15 protein-coding genes are annotated in these 16,434 nt (G+C 43.4%); 7 read left to right on the forward strand and 8 right to left on the reverse strand.

What is annotated here, in order from left to right; all coding sequences use genetic code 11:
- Positions 1–125: 125 nt before the first annotated feature.
- Positions 126–578: an NUDIX hydrolase gene (locus ACVFI8_RS21085; RefSeq protein ID WP_248715553.1), complete on the forward strand. Its 453-nt coding sequence runs from the start codon at positions 126–128 to the stop codon at positions 576–578.
- A 23-nt stretch (positions 579–601) separates the two neighbouring features.
- Here ACVFI8_RS21085 and ACVFI8_RS21090 read toward each other — a convergent pair whose 3' ends face one another.
- Complete coding sequence (locus ACVFI8_RS21090; RefSeq protein WP_457872592.1) at positions 602–1,240, reverse strand: MBL fold metallo-hydrolase; 639 nt, start codon at positions 1,238–1,240, stop codon at positions 602–604.
- 135 nt (positions 1,241–1,375) lie between these two features.
- Between ACVFI8_RS21090 and ACVFI8_RS21095 the strand changes: the two genes are divergently transcribed.
- Positions 1,376–1,795, forward strand: a complete 420-nt coding sequence (locus ACVFI8_RS21095; RefSeq protein WP_248715551.1) for a CBS domain-containing protein — start codon at positions 1,376–1,378, stop codon at positions 1,793–1,795.
- Complete coding sequence (locus ACVFI8_RS21100; RefSeq protein ID WP_457872593.1) at positions 1,792–3,219, forward strand: cobyric acid synthase; 1,428 nt, start codon at positions 1,792–1,794, stop codon at positions 3,217–3,219. The genes ACVFI8_RS21095 and ACVFI8_RS21100 overlap by 4 nt, the downstream gene beginning before the upstream one ends.
- Positions 3,220–3,231: 12 nt before the next feature.
- Here ACVFI8_RS21100 and ACVFI8_RS21105 read toward each other — a convergent pair whose 3' ends face one another.
- A complete protein-coding gene (locus tag ACVFI8_RS21105) occupies positions 3,232–4,191 on the reverse strand; it encodes a TAXI family TRAP transporter solute-binding subunit (protein ID WP_248715549.1) in 960 nt (319 codons plus the stop codon).
- Between the two features lie 316 nt (positions 4,192–4,507).
- Between ACVFI8_RS21105 and ACVFI8_RS21110 the strand changes: the two genes are divergently transcribed.
- A complete protein-coding gene (locus tag ACVFI8_RS21110) occupies positions 4,508–5,284 on the forward strand; it encodes a copper homeostasis protein CutC (protein WP_457872594.1) in 777 nt (258 codons plus the stop codon).
- A gap of 85 nt (positions 5,285–5,369) precedes the next feature.
- Entirely contained in the window at positions 5,370–7,136 is a 1,767-nt protein-coding gene (locus ACVFI8_RS21115; protein WP_457872595.1) for a glycerophosphodiester phosphodiesterase, read from the forward strand.
- Positions 7,137–7,202: 66 nt separating this feature from the next.
- Here the strand turns inward: ACVFI8_RS21115 and ACVFI8_RS21120 are convergent, their stop codons facing one another.
- The 5 genes from ACVFI8_RS21120 to ACVFI8_RS21140 are packed head-to-tail and all read right to left on the reverse strand — an operon-like array spanning position 7,203 to position 11,281.
- Positions 7,203–8,168 carry a 5-oxoprolinase subunit C family protein gene (locus ACVFI8_RS21120; RefSeq protein WP_457872596.1) on the reverse strand — a complete coding sequence of 322 codons (966 nt, stop codon included), beginning with the start codon at positions 8,166–8,168 and terminating at the stop codon, positions 7,203–7,205.
- On the reverse strand, positions 8,165–8,827 hold the full coding sequence (locus tag ACVFI8_RS21125; protein ID WP_457872597.1) for a 5-oxoprolinase subunit B family protein: 663 nt from the start codon (positions 8,825–8,827) through the stop codon (positions 8,165–8,167). Before ACVFI8_RS21125 ends, ACVFI8_RS21120 begins: the two co-directional genes overlap by 4 nt.
- A gap of 13 nt (positions 8,828–8,840) precedes the next feature.
- A complete protein-coding gene (locus tag ACVFI8_RS21130) occupies positions 8,841–9,590 on the reverse strand; it encodes a 5-oxoprolinase subunit PxpA (protein ID WP_457872598.1) in 750 nt (249 codons plus the stop codon).
- Between the two features lie 9 nt (positions 9,591–9,599).
- A complete protein-coding gene (locus ACVFI8_RS21135; protein WP_248715543.1) occupies positions 9,600–10,502 on the reverse strand; it encodes a LysR family transcriptional regulator in 903 nt (300 codons plus the stop codon).
- Positions 10,503–10,519: 17 nt separating this feature from the next.
- Entirely contained in the window at positions 10,520–11,281 is a 762-nt protein-coding gene (locus tag ACVFI8_RS21140; protein WP_457872599.1) for a YciK family oxidoreductase, read from the reverse strand.
- Positions 11,282–11,429: 148 nt separating this feature from the next.
- On the opposite strand from ACVFI8_RS21140, the gene ACVFI8_RS21145 reads away from it, so the two are divergent.
- Positions 11,430–13,859: a VolA/Pla-1 family phospholipase gene (locus ACVFI8_RS21145; protein ID WP_457872600.1), complete on the forward strand. Its 2,430-nt coding sequence runs from the start codon at positions 11,430–11,432 to the stop codon at positions 13,857–13,859.
- A 109-nt stretch (positions 13,860–13,968) separates the two neighbouring features.
- A complete protein-coding gene (gene sohB / locus ACVFI8_RS21150; protein WP_248715540.1) occupies positions 13,969–14,994 on the forward strand; it encodes a protease SohB in 1,026 nt (341 codons plus the stop codon).
- Between the two features lie 60 nt (positions 14,995–15,054).
- Here sohB and astB read toward each other — a convergent pair whose 3' ends face one another.
- On the reverse strand, positions 15,055–16,395 hold the full coding sequence (gene astB, locus ACVFI8_RS21155) for an N-succinylarginine dihydrolase (protein ID WP_457872602.1): 1,341 nt from the start codon (positions 16,393–16,395) through the stop codon (positions 15,055–15,057).
- Between the last annotated feature and the right edge of the window lie 39 nt (positions 16,396–16,434).

The following is a 16,434-nucleotide window of genomic DNA, read 5'->3' on the forward strand; positions in this document are numbered from 1 at the left end:
GAAGTGCAAATTTGTCGCCAAATTGTGTCCATTATTATTGTGTAGTTAGCCTATTGATGTTTGTTTAACGTTTACACTGTTATTTTTATATGTTTGGATCATTTTTTAGGTGGGAGCTTTTTATCATGCGTCAGCCTTTTTCGGTTAATGTGTTTCTCTATCGTTTTAGAAGCGGGGCGATAGAATATCTAATGTTAAAGCGTGTCCCTCGACCAGATATGCAACTGGGCGCTTTTTGGCAAGCCGTTACTGGTGGCATGGAGGAGGGCGAAAACATCCAACAAACGGCAGTTCGAGAAGTGTATGAAGAAACCAATCTGAGAATAGCGCGTTTGCAATCCACTAACTTTAGTTACCGATTTTTGATAAAAGACCAGTGGCGAGACACCTATGGTTATGCAGCGGATGATATTTTAGAAACGGTATTTTGCGCAGAAGTTTGCGACGAACCGATCCTTTCTAATGAACATAGTGACTATCAATGGTTACCCTACAATGAAGCCATCGACTTACTCGAATTTACCTATAACCAACAGGCTATTAGTATCGTGGACAACATGCTTAGATCGAACAGTTAACCTTGAGGCACCTTGAAGGTGCCTCACTGGTTTAACGGGTATAGCCGTTGAATTGTTTTTCGTGGCCTATCGTAGACATCGGACCGTGACCAGGGCAAAAATTGATAGTCATCGTCGAGAGTATATAGCTGAGTTTTAATCGCATTAATTAAGGTAGGGTGATCGCCTTTGGGGAAATCTGTTCGACCAATAGAACCGTTAAACAGTACATCACCAACAATGGCTAACTTGTTGTGGTGGTCAACAAATACTACATGGCCAGGAGTGTGGCCAGGGCAGTGGCGAACCTCCAATTTTAGATTACCCACTTCAACGAGGTCACCATGTTCTAACCATTGGTCTGGGCTAAAACTGGCTACGTCAGGAAATCCAAACATTTGACACTGCATTGCCATTTTGCTTAGCCAAAAGTCATCATCTTTTTGAGGGCCAATCATTGCCACTTGGTAACGTTGCTTAATAATACTACTGGCTCCAACATGGTCAAGGTGACCATGGGTTAGTAATATCTTACTCACCGTCACACCTGCTTTATCTACCGCAGCCTGAATTAGCTGTGGATCACCACCAGGGTCAACAATAGCTGCCTGCAGGGTTTGTTCACACCAGATAAGACTACAGTTTTGTTGAAAAGGAGTTACTGGAATAATTTGATATGCCATTTTGTCTTACTCTAATTAATTACTGCTCTAGTGTACGGATGCAGATGAATTTTTCTATAGTTGCGTATAACTAAACACAGAAATAGTCTCGCATATGTTTATAATAACAACATCGCTTAATGGTAGGAGAGACCTTTGATAATCAAAGATATTATGCAAACTCGCGTGGTGAGTGTTGGTATGGACCAACGCTTATTTGATATTAAGGACATTTTTGACAATGTTAGCTTTCACCACTTAGTTGTTCTCGATGATGAAGATAAAGTGGTTGGCGTTCTTACTGAAGCAGATGTGCTTGCTGCTTTAAGCCCATTCTTAGGTAAAGCAGCTGAAAGCCAACGAGACATCCAAACCCTCACTCAACGTGTTCATCAGTTAATGTCTAGAGATCCTCAATGTTGCTTGTCTGCAACAAGTATCAGCGACGCGGGAAGTATCATGGTAGAGCAGGGTCTAAGCTGTTTACCGGTAGTTGATAGTGATAAGCAATTACTAGGTATTGTTACTTGGAAAGATGTTCTTGCATTTTTGCTGGTGAGTAGCAAAAACGGATGAACTCCCAACCGTCTTATTTGCCTATCATGTTTATGGGCTGTACCAGTGATGCGGGTAAATCGTTAGTGACCGCTTTGATTTGTCGTTACCTTGCTAATACAGGGCTAAACGTTGCCCCATTCAAAGCACAAAACATGAGTAACAATGCCGCTGTTACCCATGAAGGCGGCGAGATTGGGCGTGCTCAATACTTACAGGCCTTAGCTGCCAATCAAATTGCTACTATCGAAATGAATCCTGTATTACTAAAACCGCATAGTGATATTGGCGCTCAAGTAATAGTCAATGGCGAGGTAAGCCATCAACTTAACGCCATAGATTGGCATCAACGTAAAGCCATTCTGTGGCCAGCGGTTACCGCAAGCGTTGAACGTTTGCAGAGTAAACATCAATGTTTGGTTATTGAGGGCGCAGGCAGCCCTGCGGAAGTTAATTTAAGGAAAAGCGATATTGTTAATATGGAGCTAGCCTTACATGTGGATGCTTCTGTTTACTTGATTGCTGATATCGACCGCGGTGGTGCTTATGCGCACTTATTAGGCACTTGGATGTGCCTTAGTAAACAAGAGCAAGCGCGAGTAAAAGGATTTGTACTCAATAAATTTCGTGGTGAGCAAGCCTTGCTGGAAGATGCTAATCATTGGATATTGGAAAAAACTGGGATTCCGATAGTCGCGGTTGTTCCCTGGACTAAACATCAATTGCCAGAAGAAGATAATTTTTTCCATCGAAATCAATGGCAAGCTGGGGCGACGAACATTGCATTGGTGGTTTATCCCTACGCCAGTAACTTAGATGAATTTGACCCTCTCATATATCAGTCTGGGGTGAATGTCGTGCCAGTGAGAGAATGGCAAGATTTAAGTCAATATGATGCGGTTATTTTACCAGGGTCAAAACACGTCGCCGAGAGCTGTAAGCATTTGCTTAGCACTGGTTTAGATAAGGCTATTATAGATGCTGCGCACACGGGTGTGAGGGTCTTAGGTATCTGTGGAGGCTTACAAATTTTAGGTGATAAAGTATTAGACCCGCAGCATATCGAAGGTGATCAGTTTAGCGGTTTGTCTTTATTACCTATTACCACAGAATATGATAGTAACAAGGTGACCATTCAACGGAAGGTTGATTGGGCGGGTGAGCAACTAAACTGTTACGAAATCCATCATGGTAAAACCCAATGTACTGAAAACTTAGCGCCATTTGTAGAAGTTAACAATGGTTGGCAACATGGGCAAGTTCAAGCCAGTTATTTACATGACCTATTTACCAATAAAAGTTTTCGCCAGCACTGGTTAGAAGGTCTGGGATGGCGTGGGCAATGTGAAGACTGGCAGGACGTTATCGATAAAGAACTAGACCGATTGTGTGAACAATTAGCAGAGCCTTTAAAGCAGATTTGTGAGCACGCAAAGCTTAATTAGACGACGCCACTATTACATCCAACCTTGCTCCTGATAATAGCGTAATGCGCCTGGGTGTAAAGGTGCAGAGAGGTTAGTGGCAATCATTTCTTTTACGTTCAACTCAGCCAGCGCCGGATGCAAAGAACGAAGAGTATTAATGTTTTCGAAGATCGCGGCCACAAAATTATAAACGGTTTGTTCAGACAACATTTTGTCGGCTACCAGGGTCGCACTCACGCCAATAGATTGGATATCTGTCGGATTGCCATGGTAGGTACCGCCCTTAATGGTTACCGGAGAAAAGTATTCATATTTTTCAGCTAAACCTACGATGGTTTTCTTAGAAAGCCCCAGTAATTTAGATTCGCACATGGTGGTGGCACGTGTAATAGACGTATTGGGGTGGCCTACAACATAAACAATGGCGTCATTCTTTTTACTACATAAGGCGCGACTTTGCTCATCGGGTTTCAAATTAGTTAATTCTGAGAAGTCAGCATCTTGCCAATCTAGTTGTTCCATGACTAACTTCATCGTTGAATATTGGCCTGAGCCGACAGGGCCTACATTAACCGAATGACCTTTCAATTGATCAATTTGGCTAATATTTACATCCTCATGGACCAACACGGTAAAAGCTTCAGAATATAAAGAAAGTAATGAGCGCATATCGGTGTAAGCCCCATTTTCTTCATACTGACCAGCACCTTGGTAAGCTTGCCAGTGAACATCAGATTGGACAATCGCTAAATCAATATCATTACTTTGTAGAGCCTCGACGTTGTCGCTAGACCCTCCTGAGCTTTCCGCCGTACAGCTAATTTTTCGATGTTCGTTACTCTGCTCTAAAAGGCGGCATAAGGCGTTACCTGTAGGATAATACACACCACTGACATTACCGGTTCCAACGAATAAATATTCGTTACTACTGGCGAGTCCGCTGCTTAAACTTAAGGCGGTGAATACTAAACAAGCTGTAAATCGTTTCATTTTTTCGTCCATAAAACTTATTGCCGATAGAACAACAACCCTAATATACACGCTAAAATCACAAAACGCTTGTTCAACACTACAAGTTGTGAGCTTGAAAACATGAAGGTTTTTGCATATCTAGCGAAAACACAATCTATTGGTCGGACAAGTTGGTACTCAGGCTTTGCTTGTTTTACGTTGACTAAGTTGTTAAAACATCCCGCTGGCTAGCTGTTACCCGGTATTTCGCTAGCAATTCTAAAGGACTAAATATCGCTGATGATTAATCAACAGTAGTGGTAATAATTCGTTATAATAAAGCCACTTAGTATCTATGTGTGTTGACATTAAATTGCTAAAATCCCTCAGCCATCAGAGCTTAGAAATCTGTTGTTATAGTCTAGATGATATTGAAAGTGCTATTCGTGGCGGAGCCGATCGGATCGAATTCTGCGCTGGCCAAAATGACGGCGGTGTTACGCCAAGTTATGGCGCCTTAAAACAAGCACAAAAATATCTAAAACAGCTACCTATCGTAGTCATGGTTCGCCCTAGAGGCGGAGATTTCTGTTACTTGCCAGATGAAATTGAGCAAATGATAAGGGATATTGAACTGATTAAAGAACTTGGTTATTCCGGAGTAGTAACCGGTTGCTTGAGTCCAGACGCTAGCCTAGATGTAGCGGCAAACCAAAAACTGGTTGATGCATGTGGCGATACAAAAGTAACTTTCCATAGGGCCTTTGACTGTGTCGCCGCTCCTATACAAGCGGCACAGCTTATTGCTGACATCGGCTTTAATCGAGTATTGAGTTCTGGCCAAAGCAACAATATTGAGGGTGGATTACCATTGCTACTTGAGCTTCAAGATGCTCAACCGGCATTAGAGTGGATTGCCGCTGGTGGCGTAAGGGCCCACAATATTCAATGTTTAGTCAACAAGGGGCTTCGGTTTTTCCATAGTGCCGCGGCTAAACCGTTGAATACTTTATTTGACACTCGTTACTCACTTGCGATGGCGGCGTCTAAAGACCTAGCGAAAGAATTGAGCAGACAAACAGTAGATACCGCTCAAGTACTTGCAATGGCCGATTTACTTACAAGGGCTTAATGAAGCGATGTTTACTCCGTTGTTCCACAGAACTCGACATTTTTCATACTACTTGCTGAATTCAATCAGGCATCGTGGAATAGCGATGTTCTCAGCCTATCTATTAGTTCAAGCATGCTGGTTAGCTTTATTTGCGCCCTTATCTATTGTTGTTAGCGAGTCTTTGATGTCTTGGCATGGGCTAGGAGGAGTCGCTAATCAAGAGTTGCTTGGATTTTTCTTATCGCCCGTCGGTTACTTGTTTGCTATTTGGTTGGTGGCGATGTCGCTATTCAATTTTTTTTTGCAACAAGGCGTCGTAACCCTCTTGTTAGCGCAACATGAGGTCAACAAACGCTCGATTTCTCAAGCTATTAGGCTGTTAATTCAACGTTCTTGGCTAATCGCTCGATTAGCATTCATGCAGTCAGCCTTGCTGATAAGTATTAGCTGTACGCTACTATTTATTGGGCGATGGCTATTTGGTTTTATGTTAGCGGATTGGGATATTAATTATTATCTTGATCAACAACGAGGCCAGGTATGGATTTACTTCTCGGCTTTATCCCTTGGAGGGATCCCGTTAGCGCTTTGGCTTGGCAGTAAGTGGCTTAATTGGTGGTTTGCATTGCCATTTTGCATGCTGCAGAAACAACCTTTGGGTAAGCAGCTAACAGATTCAACCAGGCTAAGTGTTGGCCAGAGAAAACTTATTTTGGGATTAAACATTGTTTGGTTAGCGTTAAGAGCATTGGTGTTTTTGATGTTGATAGCGGTAAGTATCTGGGTATTACGCTTTAGCTTAGATTGGTGGGCACCAGAAGATGTAACGAGTACAGAGCTTTTCGTATTTAGTTTTGTGGTGCTAGCTGGTGGTTCAATATTAAGTTTTTTGGACACTTGGCTATATGCCAGTATTCAATTTTATATGTTTAAAGTCTTAGTGAAAAAACGAGGTGGAGAGTTACACAGCGAACACCAACGAGTCCTCAAAGAAAACCACAGTTTACATTTAGGTTTTAGATTAATGCTATTGGCTATTCTGTTAGTGGGAGTTAGTCAGTTGGCAGACGATGTAGATGGCTTCAGCCAACGCTTTGCCGCTCCAAGCGATTTTACCATTATGGGACATCGAGCGGGCGGGTGGTTAGCACCAGAAAACAGTTTGGAAGGTTTGCATCAATCTATAGATCTTGGCTTAGCGGTGACAGAAATAGATGTGCAATTGACTAGCGATGGTCAAATAGCAGTCGTCCATGATAGAGATCTTCGTAGGCTTACCGGTAGTTCTGAAATTGTATATTTGAGTACCTTTAAGGAGATTCAAAATGCATTTGTGTCAGCGGGCTTGGAAAAACCGCAGCCTCTTTCCGAGTGGCTAGAGCAAAGTGCCGGTAATATAACCCTTAATATCGAATTGAAACGCTACGATCGCGCTATGGATTTAGTACCAGCCGTTGTAGACGCGCTGCAACACTTTCAGCACCCCGTTATTATCAGTAGCTTAGATGTGGAATTACTTAACGCTGTAAAACAAAAAGTGAAAGACAGTCTGTTAGCTGAAAGGGTGAGCATTGCGTTTATTGCAGCAGCAAGCTTTGGCGAAACGAAGTTACAAAAAAATGTTGATATGCTGATCGTTAATCAGCAGTGGGTTAGCGCTTGGCGACTATTGAGTGCTCAACAAAGAGGCCAGCAAGTACATGTGTGGACCGTGAACAACGCCGCTGATGTAGAGCGTTTGTTCTATCTACGGGTTGACGGAGTAGTGACAGATTCACCTGAAATGGCTATCGCCACCATCGAGAACCTTCAGCAACTAAACCAAGTAGAACATGTGATTAATAGTTTTCGATATTGGCTAAGGTTTTAAAACGCCTGTCAATTTTAGCGCGAGACAACCAAAATGAAGCATTATTCGGGTTAATATTGAGTTCAATTAACTAAAAAACTGTTGGAAGGCTGACCACTTTTCATGTTCAACTTCCCAAGAGCTTAGATAAAACTTCACAGTTTGATTAGGACGACGTTGATTTAGTTGGTATAAACTCAAACGAGATACACAGCCCAGTTTGCTGTAGCCTCCTATTGTTTGCCTATCGACCGACAATATTATTGGTAACCCGTTAGCTGGAACTTGTACCGCTCCTAAGGCGATGGCTTCTGACTCAATATTGTTGGGGACATGTTTAAACGCTTGTCCGGTTAAACGCACACCCATTCGATCACTTAAATCACTCACCTTGTAAGTTTGTTGGCATAACAACGCGATATCTTGATTGGAAAATTGTTGAAATTGATAGCTAGGTATTAACGCTAAATTTAATGGTTCTAAGTAGTTCGGAATGAAGCGATAGGGCGTTTGCAGAATCGCTGAAGAAGCGCTTATGTTGTATTCTATTTGCGGATTATCGTGGTAACTAATACGGTCATTGTTTTTTAACCAGCGGCCGTCAAAAGGTCCTAATAGTTGTTTAACTGAACTACTCGCACTGCCTAACTCCTTGTTTACGATTAGCCCTCCCTTTACTGCCAAATAGGCTCTTAAGCCGCTACGTGCAGGGTTAATTTGCAAGGTATCACCATCTGCTATCTGAATGGTTTGCCAAGTGTCGGCGTTCACAGCAGCGCTGTTTTTTGAAGACAATATTTTAAGCGGTGTATCAGCGCCGCATACTGCAATGCTACACGCTTTCTCAAACTGTATGCTCGCGCCACCAATCGCGATTTCAAGACAAGCTTCATTAGCTTGATTTGAAAGCAATCTATTGGCCCAGTAAAAGGCTTGTAAGTCTGCCGCCCCGCCCGGACTAATACCAATATCTTGGTAGCCGATTCTTCCTTGGTCTACAACACAAGTTTGGGGGCCGCTACGCAACAGCGTAAGGTTAGCTCTTGCCATCATAGGCGGTCCAACATTTGCTGGTACTCTTGATAACTAATACTATAAAAGCCTATTGAATCGCCAACCTGTAATGGGCACATTGGTGAATGCGTTTTGTTAAAAAAATTCATAGGGCTTCGACCTATAATATGCCATCCACCCGGGCTTGCAGCCGGATAAACCGCGGTCATGTCTTCTGCAATGGCAATGCTTCCCTTTGGCACACTGGTTGCCGGAATGGCCTTCCTTTTTAGCTGAATTCGCTTATCTAAACCGGCCAAATAGGCAAAGCCGGGCATAAAACCAATGGCTTTTACTCGATAATGCTTTGCTTGATGTAATTCAATGATTTGCTCAGTACCCATATTAAGTCGCGTAGCTATGCTATTTAAATCGGGTGCTAGGCGTGAATCATAACAGGCAGGTACCATTATCGTGTTGCCAAGCTCAGCACTTTCTGTGAAACCGATTTGGTCGATTGGAAACTGGCTAACGGCAGTCATTAGTGAATGGATATCTGCGGTATAATTAACCATGCATAACAAGCTGTCAGCTGCAACAATAACGTCAGTGACTCCACTTATTTTTAGCTTTAACTGTTTAGCCAAAACCGGGAGGGCAGCTTGATATTGAGTTTGCTTACTCGTTACCAACAAACTGTCTTCGTTCACCCACTCCATGCAGAACATCTGGTTAACCTAACTTGATGCTATTAAGTGTCACTAGTGAACGGATGTGTTTTATCTGATTGACCGCCGCTTCATTATCACCGTGCACACACAATGTATCTGCCTGTACTGCTAGTAAGCTGCCATCATTGCATTTTAGTTGGCGACTCATCAGCAATAACCTTACTTGACTAAGTAGCTCTTCCTGCTCAGTCAGCACGGCGCCTCGTTCTGTACGCGCCTGTAATTGCCCGTTACTAAGATAACGACGGTCACAAAATGCTTCTCTGATTAATTCGACATGATGCTGGCGAGCAATCTCTTCTACAAACCCCTTAGTTAAGGTAGCTGAAACCATCAGTTTAAGTGGCTTATTAAAACTCGCTACAGCCTTGATTACCGCTGTAAAAATCTCTACATCCTTATGCATATCATTATATAAGGCGCCATGGGGTTTAACATAATCAACATCTTCACCATGGTAGTGACATAAGGCCTGTAAACTGCCAATTTGAGAGACCAATAATCTGCTTAGCTGTGCAGGGCTGTATAACATTGAGCGTCGACCAAAACCTGCGATGTCAGCATAACTAGGATGTGCCCCTATGGAAACCTTGTGTTGTTTGGCTAAGACAATAGTCTTGCTCATTACGTCAGGATCAGAGGCGTGACCACCACATGCTACATTGGCCATATCAATGTGTGGCATGGCTAACTCATCAACGCCCATAGACCACACCCCAAAACTTTCACCCATATCGCAGTTTATAAGCATCAATCGTCCTTAACGTGCTGTCTTACATTGTTGTTGTATCAGTTTAGAAAAAAGCTGACCAGCAGGACCTAGCTGAGTGGGTCTTGGTATAACCATATAAGTGACGAGGGTTTTAGCCGCGCCTCCTTGAATGTTGAGTTCTACTAAACTGTCTTTTTCAAAATAGGGGGCAGCAATGTGTTCGGGTACCCAGGCAAAACCAAGGCCTTGACTTAATACCGACATAACTTGGTTAAAACTACTAAATGTCCAACGTTGCTCTGCGCGTAACCAACCCCTATCTTGGTGAGGATTTTTGCCGCTGTCCCTAATCACCAACTGAACGTGTTGCAATACTTCATCTATTGATACGGGTTTAGGCATTTTAGCGAGCGGATGGTTACGATGTACCACGGGTAACATATTTATAGTGGATAGTTTTTCACCCAATACACCTTTAGGCAATGAGGCGGCGATTGCAATATCGACTGAGGCTTCATCTATGACATCATCGGTACCACTAATTACGGTGTCTAGTATCTCAATACGGGTACCTCTACTATCTGGTAAGAAAGCTTTAAGGGCCTTTATTATCGGCACTTGAGGCTGCACGATATCGCAAGCTATGGTAAGTTTTGGCTCCCAGCCTTGCTCTAAACTAGCGGCTAACTGTTCAAGTTCTTGAATGTTTTGGCTTAATAACTTGCTACGTCTAAGCATGACTTCACCCATAGGGGTTAAATACGCTTTTCGGCCCTTAACTTCGAGCAGTTGAACACCCAATAAGCCCTGCAGTTTACTGACGGCATGATTAAGTGATGATTGGCTTTTATTTAGCTGACTAGCGGCCTGAGCGTAACCGCCGTAATCAACCACCGCCTGAAAGATACGCCATTGCTCTAAGGTACTTTTTGCTCTAAAGGTTGCACTCATTATTGCTCAGCCTTCGCTTATTTTATCTGTGCGTTTATGCTTTGCCCTGTGATACCGATGCTTGCATCACTCATTAAATACAAATAGCTAGGCATAATATCGAGTGGTGTTTTTAAGGTTTGAGGATCTTCTCCAGGGTAAGCGGTTGCGCGCATTAAGGTCTGGGTTGCACCTGGATTAATACAATTACTGCGTAAGCCTGTTTTATCGTATTCATCGGCGATAACTTGCGACATACCTTCGATCGCGAACTTAGACACACTATATCCGCCCCAATAGGCTCTGCCTTGCTTGCCGACACTTGAAGAAGTGAATAGCAAAGAAGCATGGTTTGATTTAGCCATTAAGGGAAGCAGCGCTTGGCTTAACAAAAACTGCGACTTTACGTTGACCTGCATCAGTTGATCCCAGTGATCTTCGCTGATTTGTACATATTGACTTAACACTCCTAAGTGAGCGGCATTAAGCAACGCACCGTCTAAACGGCCAAATTGATTCTCAATAGTGGCAGTCATATCTAAGTAATGCTGTTGGGTGGCACCGTTTAAATCTAACGGAATGATCGCCGCTTGAGGTGCGCTAATGGCTTCAATCTCGTCATAAACAGCTTCTAACTTTTTCACCGTACGGCCGAGTAAAATAACGGTAGCGCCACATGCGGCAAAACTTAACGCAGCTTGGCGGCCGATTCCATCGCCGGCTCCGGTTACCAAAATAACTTTATTTTTTAATTCGTCAGCGCTAGCGGTGAAAAGGTGAGGAGAGGTTTCCGTGCTCATTTTTGGTTCCTGTAGATGTGCGTTAGTCCACAAATATTTGATTAACAATTAAACAAGTGTTTAACATCTGGTTAGACCTGTTGCAAAAATGTTAACAAGCGTTTAGGGTTTCGTTGAAGAAACATACTATAAAAAGGAATTTGCTAATATGCGTTTGTCCCGAATAGCTACAGCTGTCACTCTATTTGCTTCTGTTACTCTAACGGGTTGCGGTAGCAACTCGCCCTTCGATTTCACTAATGATATCACGCCAAATGAGCCTAACTCAGTAAAAATTCGATTCAATCCGCTAACCGGTGATGTATCAACACCAAATAATTTGCTGTTTAACGGTAGCTTAGACGGGACGATTAACTTACCTGCAGAATCCGCGATACTGGTGACCCAAGAATACCAAGCGATTACCAATGTATTGGGTGCGTTAGATGGTTGGCAAACCAGCGTGCCTTTTAGTATCCCCCTTGGTTACGGTGATGACGAAGCAGAATACAATGCTGAGATTGATACCAAACTGGATAGCGCTACCTTCCCCGATGGAATTTTATTGTACAAAGTAAGAGCGTCTGGTTTTGCTGATACTTGTGCAGATGTGACCGAAAATGGTGGTAGTTTTTCTGCTGGTCAAACTTGTCGCATTGATGAACAATTAGTATACGGGGATGACTACATCGCCACCTTTAGTGATGGCAGCATTATCGTCACGCCACTTAAACCATTGAGCCCAGCTACGTCATTTATGGTGGCGATTACAGATTCACTATTAGATGAAAACGGACGAAGTGTTGAAGCAGGTTCGGGTTATCAGTTGTTGAGTACCGCACCATCGGCCGAAGATAACGCGACAGTGCAACAGCTCAAAGGTTTAACAAACTGGAATAACGGTTTGCTAGCTGCTGAAGGCGTAAACGGATCGGTGAGTTATGCTGCAGTGTTTACCACTCAATCAGTGGGCTCTGTGTTGAGCAGCTTACAACAAATATATGGTGGTATGGCGTTACAAGGTTTGTTGCCAATGTCTGCATTAGTAGATACCGGCACTACAGCTGAAGATGTAGCGAATGTGGCACTAGGTGGCAGTCAACCGGCCTTTGCCGCAGCTAAGTATTTTAAGTCAAGCTTGTCAGTTCCTTATTATCTTTCTGATCTAGATAGCCCTGACCTAACCGGCGGTGACGTAAACAGATGGGCACAAGCGAGAACAGATAGTCCAATTGCAATTTTACAGTTGTTACAAAATAACGCTGATTTTGCCGACCAAGCGAGTGCAAGCAGCTTTTGGGCGCAAGCCGGAGCAAAAGGTTTTGATGTGGCTAGTTTTGGCGCCTTAGTGGCAGGCGGTGATACTAGCACTGCTGCACAAATGCTAGCTCAAGCTGATTTAGTTGGTTTGACCTACATGGAAGAAGGTGAAGCTAAACCTGTTGATTCTCACCGTCATTTAACGGCATTCAACCCGATCCCTGAAACTAGAAGTATGGCTAATTTGCAGGTAGATATCTATTTGCCTGATGAAACCTTAACCGGTCAAACTATGCCCGCAAACGGCTGGCCAGTCGTGGTGTTCCAACATGGTATCTCTTCGGTTAAAGAAACAGCCGCTGGATTAGCGGCAAGCTATGCTGCACAAGGTTACGCAGTGTTAGCAATGGATTTACCGTATCACGGGACTCGCGGTATCGACTTAAACGGAGACGGAAATGCCGACATTAGCGCTAATGCTGACGCTCAAGTGTTTGCAAACTTAGGCAGTTTTTTAAGTATTCGCGAAAATCTTCGCCAATCTAGTGCCGATATACTGGCCTTACGTGCGGCCCTGCAAGCTGGCACGGCTCCTGCTGAGTTGGACGGAAGCAAAGTACACTTTGTCGGACTATCGTTGGGTTCAATTGTGGGAGTAGGTGCAGCGTCCATGGCTAAAACCGTGACGGTGAGCGGTATGGAAGTTGATTACAACTTACAAAGTGTCTCTCTTAGCGTGCCCGGTGGTGGCTTAGCTGGAGTGTTCCAGTATTCACCTTCGTTTGGCCCTGCGGTTGAAGCAGGACTTAAGGCAAACCCTGGGTATTTAGGGCTAGTCGCTGCAGGCTTAGGTTTTGTTGATAACGAAACCGCTACCGCGCTTGAGCAATTTGCTGCTTATCAAGCTACCTACCCAGAAGCTGCACAATTAGTCATTGATTCAAACTATTCAGCTTTTGCCAGTGTATTTGGTTCACTCGCTCAAACGGTTGTCGACGGAGCTGACCCACTAAACTACGCACAATCTAACTTAACAATGCCGGTATTGGTGCACGAAGTGATTGGCGACCAAGTTATTCCAAACAGTTTAGCGACACTGCCATTAGTTGGCACCAACCCTCTAATTGAAACAATGGGCCTAGATGCAACAGAAGTCACCTCTGCCGGCAGTTATGCTATTCGGTTTAACGCAGGCGCGCATAGCTCACTACTTGCACCTACAGCGAGCTTAGCAACGACGGTTGAAATGCAAACTCAGTTTGTTTCTTACGCTGTAAGCGCCGATGCTGGAAACGCCACTGTGGTGGTTAATGATAATTCGGTGATTGCTGCACCATAAGCTTAATGCTTCTCAATCTAAGGCCTGCATCGCGCAGGCCTTTTTTGTTGCTTGGTTAGTGATTAAAGCTATGGTACTAATAGCTGCTTGAAAATAAGAGGGCATAAGTTTGGATTTTTTGATTGAGTTTGGATTGTTTTTTGCGAAGGCTTTAACCATTGTTATCGCCATTATTGCCGTGGTTGTTGTCGTTATTGCAGCATCGTCTAAAACTAAACATAAAAGTGGTGAGTTAGAGGTTACCGACCTTAGTGAGCGACAAGATGATTTAGAAGATAAGCTGAACAATAACTTAATGAGTAAAGATCAGCTCAAGCAACATAAAAAACAATTAAAGCAGCAACATAAACAAGATAAGAAAAATGCCGATGCTCAAGCTAAGCCTCGTGTATTTGTTATTGATTTCAAGGGTAGCATTGACGCTAAAGAAGTGACTAGCCTGCGTGAAGAAGTGACCGCAGTATTAATTGCCGCTGGTCCGCAAGACGAAGTTCTGGTTCGTTTAGAGAGTGGTGGCGGTATGGTTCATGGTTATGGCTTAGCGGCTTCCCAGCTGAAACGCATAAAAGCTAAAGGTATTAAGCTAACCATCTCTGTAGACAAAGTTGCAGCGAGCGGCGGCTACATGATGGCCTGCATTGCAGACAAGATTATCGCCGCACCATTTTCTATTGTTGGTTCTATTGGCGTGATCGCTCAGATCCCTAATTTTAATAAAGTATTAAAAAATCATGATATTGAGTTTGAGCAGGTGACGGCTGGTGAATTTAAGCGCACCTTGACAATGTTTGGGGAAAATACTGACGAAGCTCGCGCTAAGTTTAAAACTGAATTAGAAGAAACCCACGTATTGTTTAAAGAGTTTGTGCAAGAGTTTCGTCCTCAGTTAGATATCGCTAAAGTAGCGACAGGGGAACATTGGTATGGCACCCAGGCCTTTGGTCTTAAACTTGTAGACGAAGTAAGTACCAGTGATGATTACTTAATGAGCCAATTTGCTGACAAGCAAGTCATCCAATTTAAATATCATGCTAAGAAAAAGTTTGCAGAAAAACTAAGCCAAGCTGCGAGTGTCGGGGTAGAGCGCGGAGTAATGAAATTAGTGCAATCTCAATCTTGGGATTGGACGAAATAAGCTGCCAAAGATGAAAGTAAAAGCCTGATAATTATCAGGCTTTTTTTATATCTATAATCTTTAGGCTTGCTGAAAAGGATACACCGAACCTAAATGCAAAATCTGCGTGAGTTGGTCTAAAGCGGTATTAACCTCGGTGATTAGCTGTGGGTCTCGCAAATCATCAAACACTAGGCTATCTCGGTAATGTTTATCTACCCACTGATTTAGCGTGTTAAACAGCTGCTGGTTCATCAAGGTATGTTGATTTACGGCAGCTAGCTCCATATCGTTTAAAGCTACTCTCAGGCGCAGGCAAGCTGGTCCTCCACCGTTACTCATGCTTTGTTTTACATCGAAGTAAAGCACTTGTTTTATTGGTGTATTACGTGTCACTAATTGTTCTAAGTAGCGGCGTACTGGTTCTGATTCTTGACAGTTTGTTGGCGCGATTATGGCCATTTCACCTGGTGCAATGGTAATAATTTGGGTATTAAATAAGTAGCTTTTCACTGCTTCACTTAAAGCCACTTCTTTGTCGCTAACTTCTATAAAATATAGCTTATTTTCGCCGAAACGCTGCTGAATACGCTGGAGTTGCTGCTGCGTATTCAAAAATGCTTGCTGATGATAGAACAGCACATTTTGATTACCAACGGCAATAACGTCGTTATGGAAAACCCCTTGGTCTATCACCTCTGGATTTTGTTGGATAAACAATGCTGTTTCATTATCTAAGCCATGCAAACGTGCCACTGCTTGACTGGCTTCAAGAGTTTGTCTGGCAGGGAACTTGCGCGGAGCGGGAGCATTGCTATCAGCAGCTTTTCGTCCGTACACGAAAAGTTCTAAGCCGGCTTCGCCATAGTTATTACACAAGCGAGTATGATTCGCGGCGCCTTCATCTCCGTAATAGTCATTTTCTGGAAGATGCTGGTGATGTTCAAAATGCTTACTGTCGGCAAAAACCGCTTGTAAAATATTACCGGTAACTTGTGGCTCGATAGAGCGATGCAGTTTGTTGGTTAAATTTGCCGGAGTAAAATGTACTTTACCGTTTTCAGTATCAGCGCTAGGTGACACAGTGGCAGCATTTGCTGTCCACATGCTAGAAGCAGAATAACTGGCGAGTAGGGCGTCTGGCGCTCTTTTCGCGGCTTGTTCTAGTACATGGGCATCATTCCCAGAAAAGCCAATGCGTCTTAGTAGGTTAAGGTCAGGTCGCTGTTGAGGCGCGAGTACCCCTTGAGTAAGGCCTAAATCATTCAAGGCTTTCATTTTTAACAAGCCTTGCTTTGCGGCTTCTCTTGGGTTCGAGGCATTTTGGGCGTTAGACAATGAAGCGACATTGCCGAATGAAAGACCAGCGTAGTTATGGGTAGGCCCCACTAGACCGTCGAAATTGACTTCAAAATGTTTCATATAATTCCTTTTACTACACTTATCGCAAAAATGAGTTGC

It is taken from the genome of Agarivorans sp. MS3-6, from assembly GCF_054112545.1.

Bases quoted from the DNA above. Each gene is read 5' to 3' on its own strand.
- ACVFI8_RS21085 (WP_248715553.1), top strand. From the start codon at position 126: ATGCGTCAGCCTTTTTCGGTTAATGTGTTTCTCTATCGTTTTAGAAGC.
- ACVFI8_RS21090 (WP_457872592.1), bottom strand. From the start codon at position 1,240: ATGGCATATCAAATTATTCCAGTAACTCCTTTTCAACAAAACTGTAGT.
- ACVFI8_RS21100 (WP_457872593.1), top strand. From the start codon at position 1,792: ATGAACTCCCAACCGTCTTATTTGCCTATCATGTTTATGGGCTGTACC.
- ACVFI8_RS21105 (WP_248715549.1), bottom strand. From the start codon at position 4,191: ATGAAACGATTTACAGCTTGTTTAGTATTCACCGCCTTAAGTTTAAGC.
- ACVFI8_RS21110 (WP_457872594.1), top strand. From the start codon at position 4,508: ATGTGTGTTGACATTAAATTGCTAAAATCCCTCAGCCATCAGAGCTTA.
- ACVFI8_RS21115 (WP_457872595.1), top strand. From the start codon at position 5,370: ATGTTCTCAGCCTATCTATTAGTTCAAGCATGCTGGTTAGCTTTATTT.
- ACVFI8_RS21120 (WP_457872596.1), bottom strand. From the start codon at position 8,168: ATGATGGCAAGAGCTAACCTTACGCTGTTGCGTAGCGGCCCCCAAACT.
- ACVFI8_RS21125 (WP_457872597.1), bottom strand. From the start codon at position 8,827: ATGGAGTGGGTGAACGAAGACAGTTTGTTGGTAACGAGTAAGCAAACT.
- ACVFI8_RS21130 (WP_457872598.1), bottom strand. From the start codon at position 9,590: ATGCTTATAAACTGCGATATGGGTGAAAGTTTTGGGGTGTGGTCTATG.
- ACVFI8_RS21135 (WP_248715543.1), bottom strand. From the start codon at position 10,502: ATGAGTGCAACCTTTAGAGCAAAAAGTACCTTAGAGCAATGGCGTATC.
- ACVFI8_RS21140 (WP_457872599.1), bottom strand. From the start codon at position 11,281: ATGAGCACGGAAACCTCTCCTCACCTTTTCACCGCTAGCGCTGACGAA.
- ACVFI8_RS21145 (WP_457872600.1), top strand. From the start codon at position 11,430: ATGCGTTTGTCCCGAATAGCTACAGCTGTCACTCTATTTGCTTCTGTT.
- astB (WP_457872602.1), bottom strand. From the start codon at position 16,395: ATGAAACATTTTGAAGTCAATTTCGACGGTCTAGTGGGGCCTACCCAT.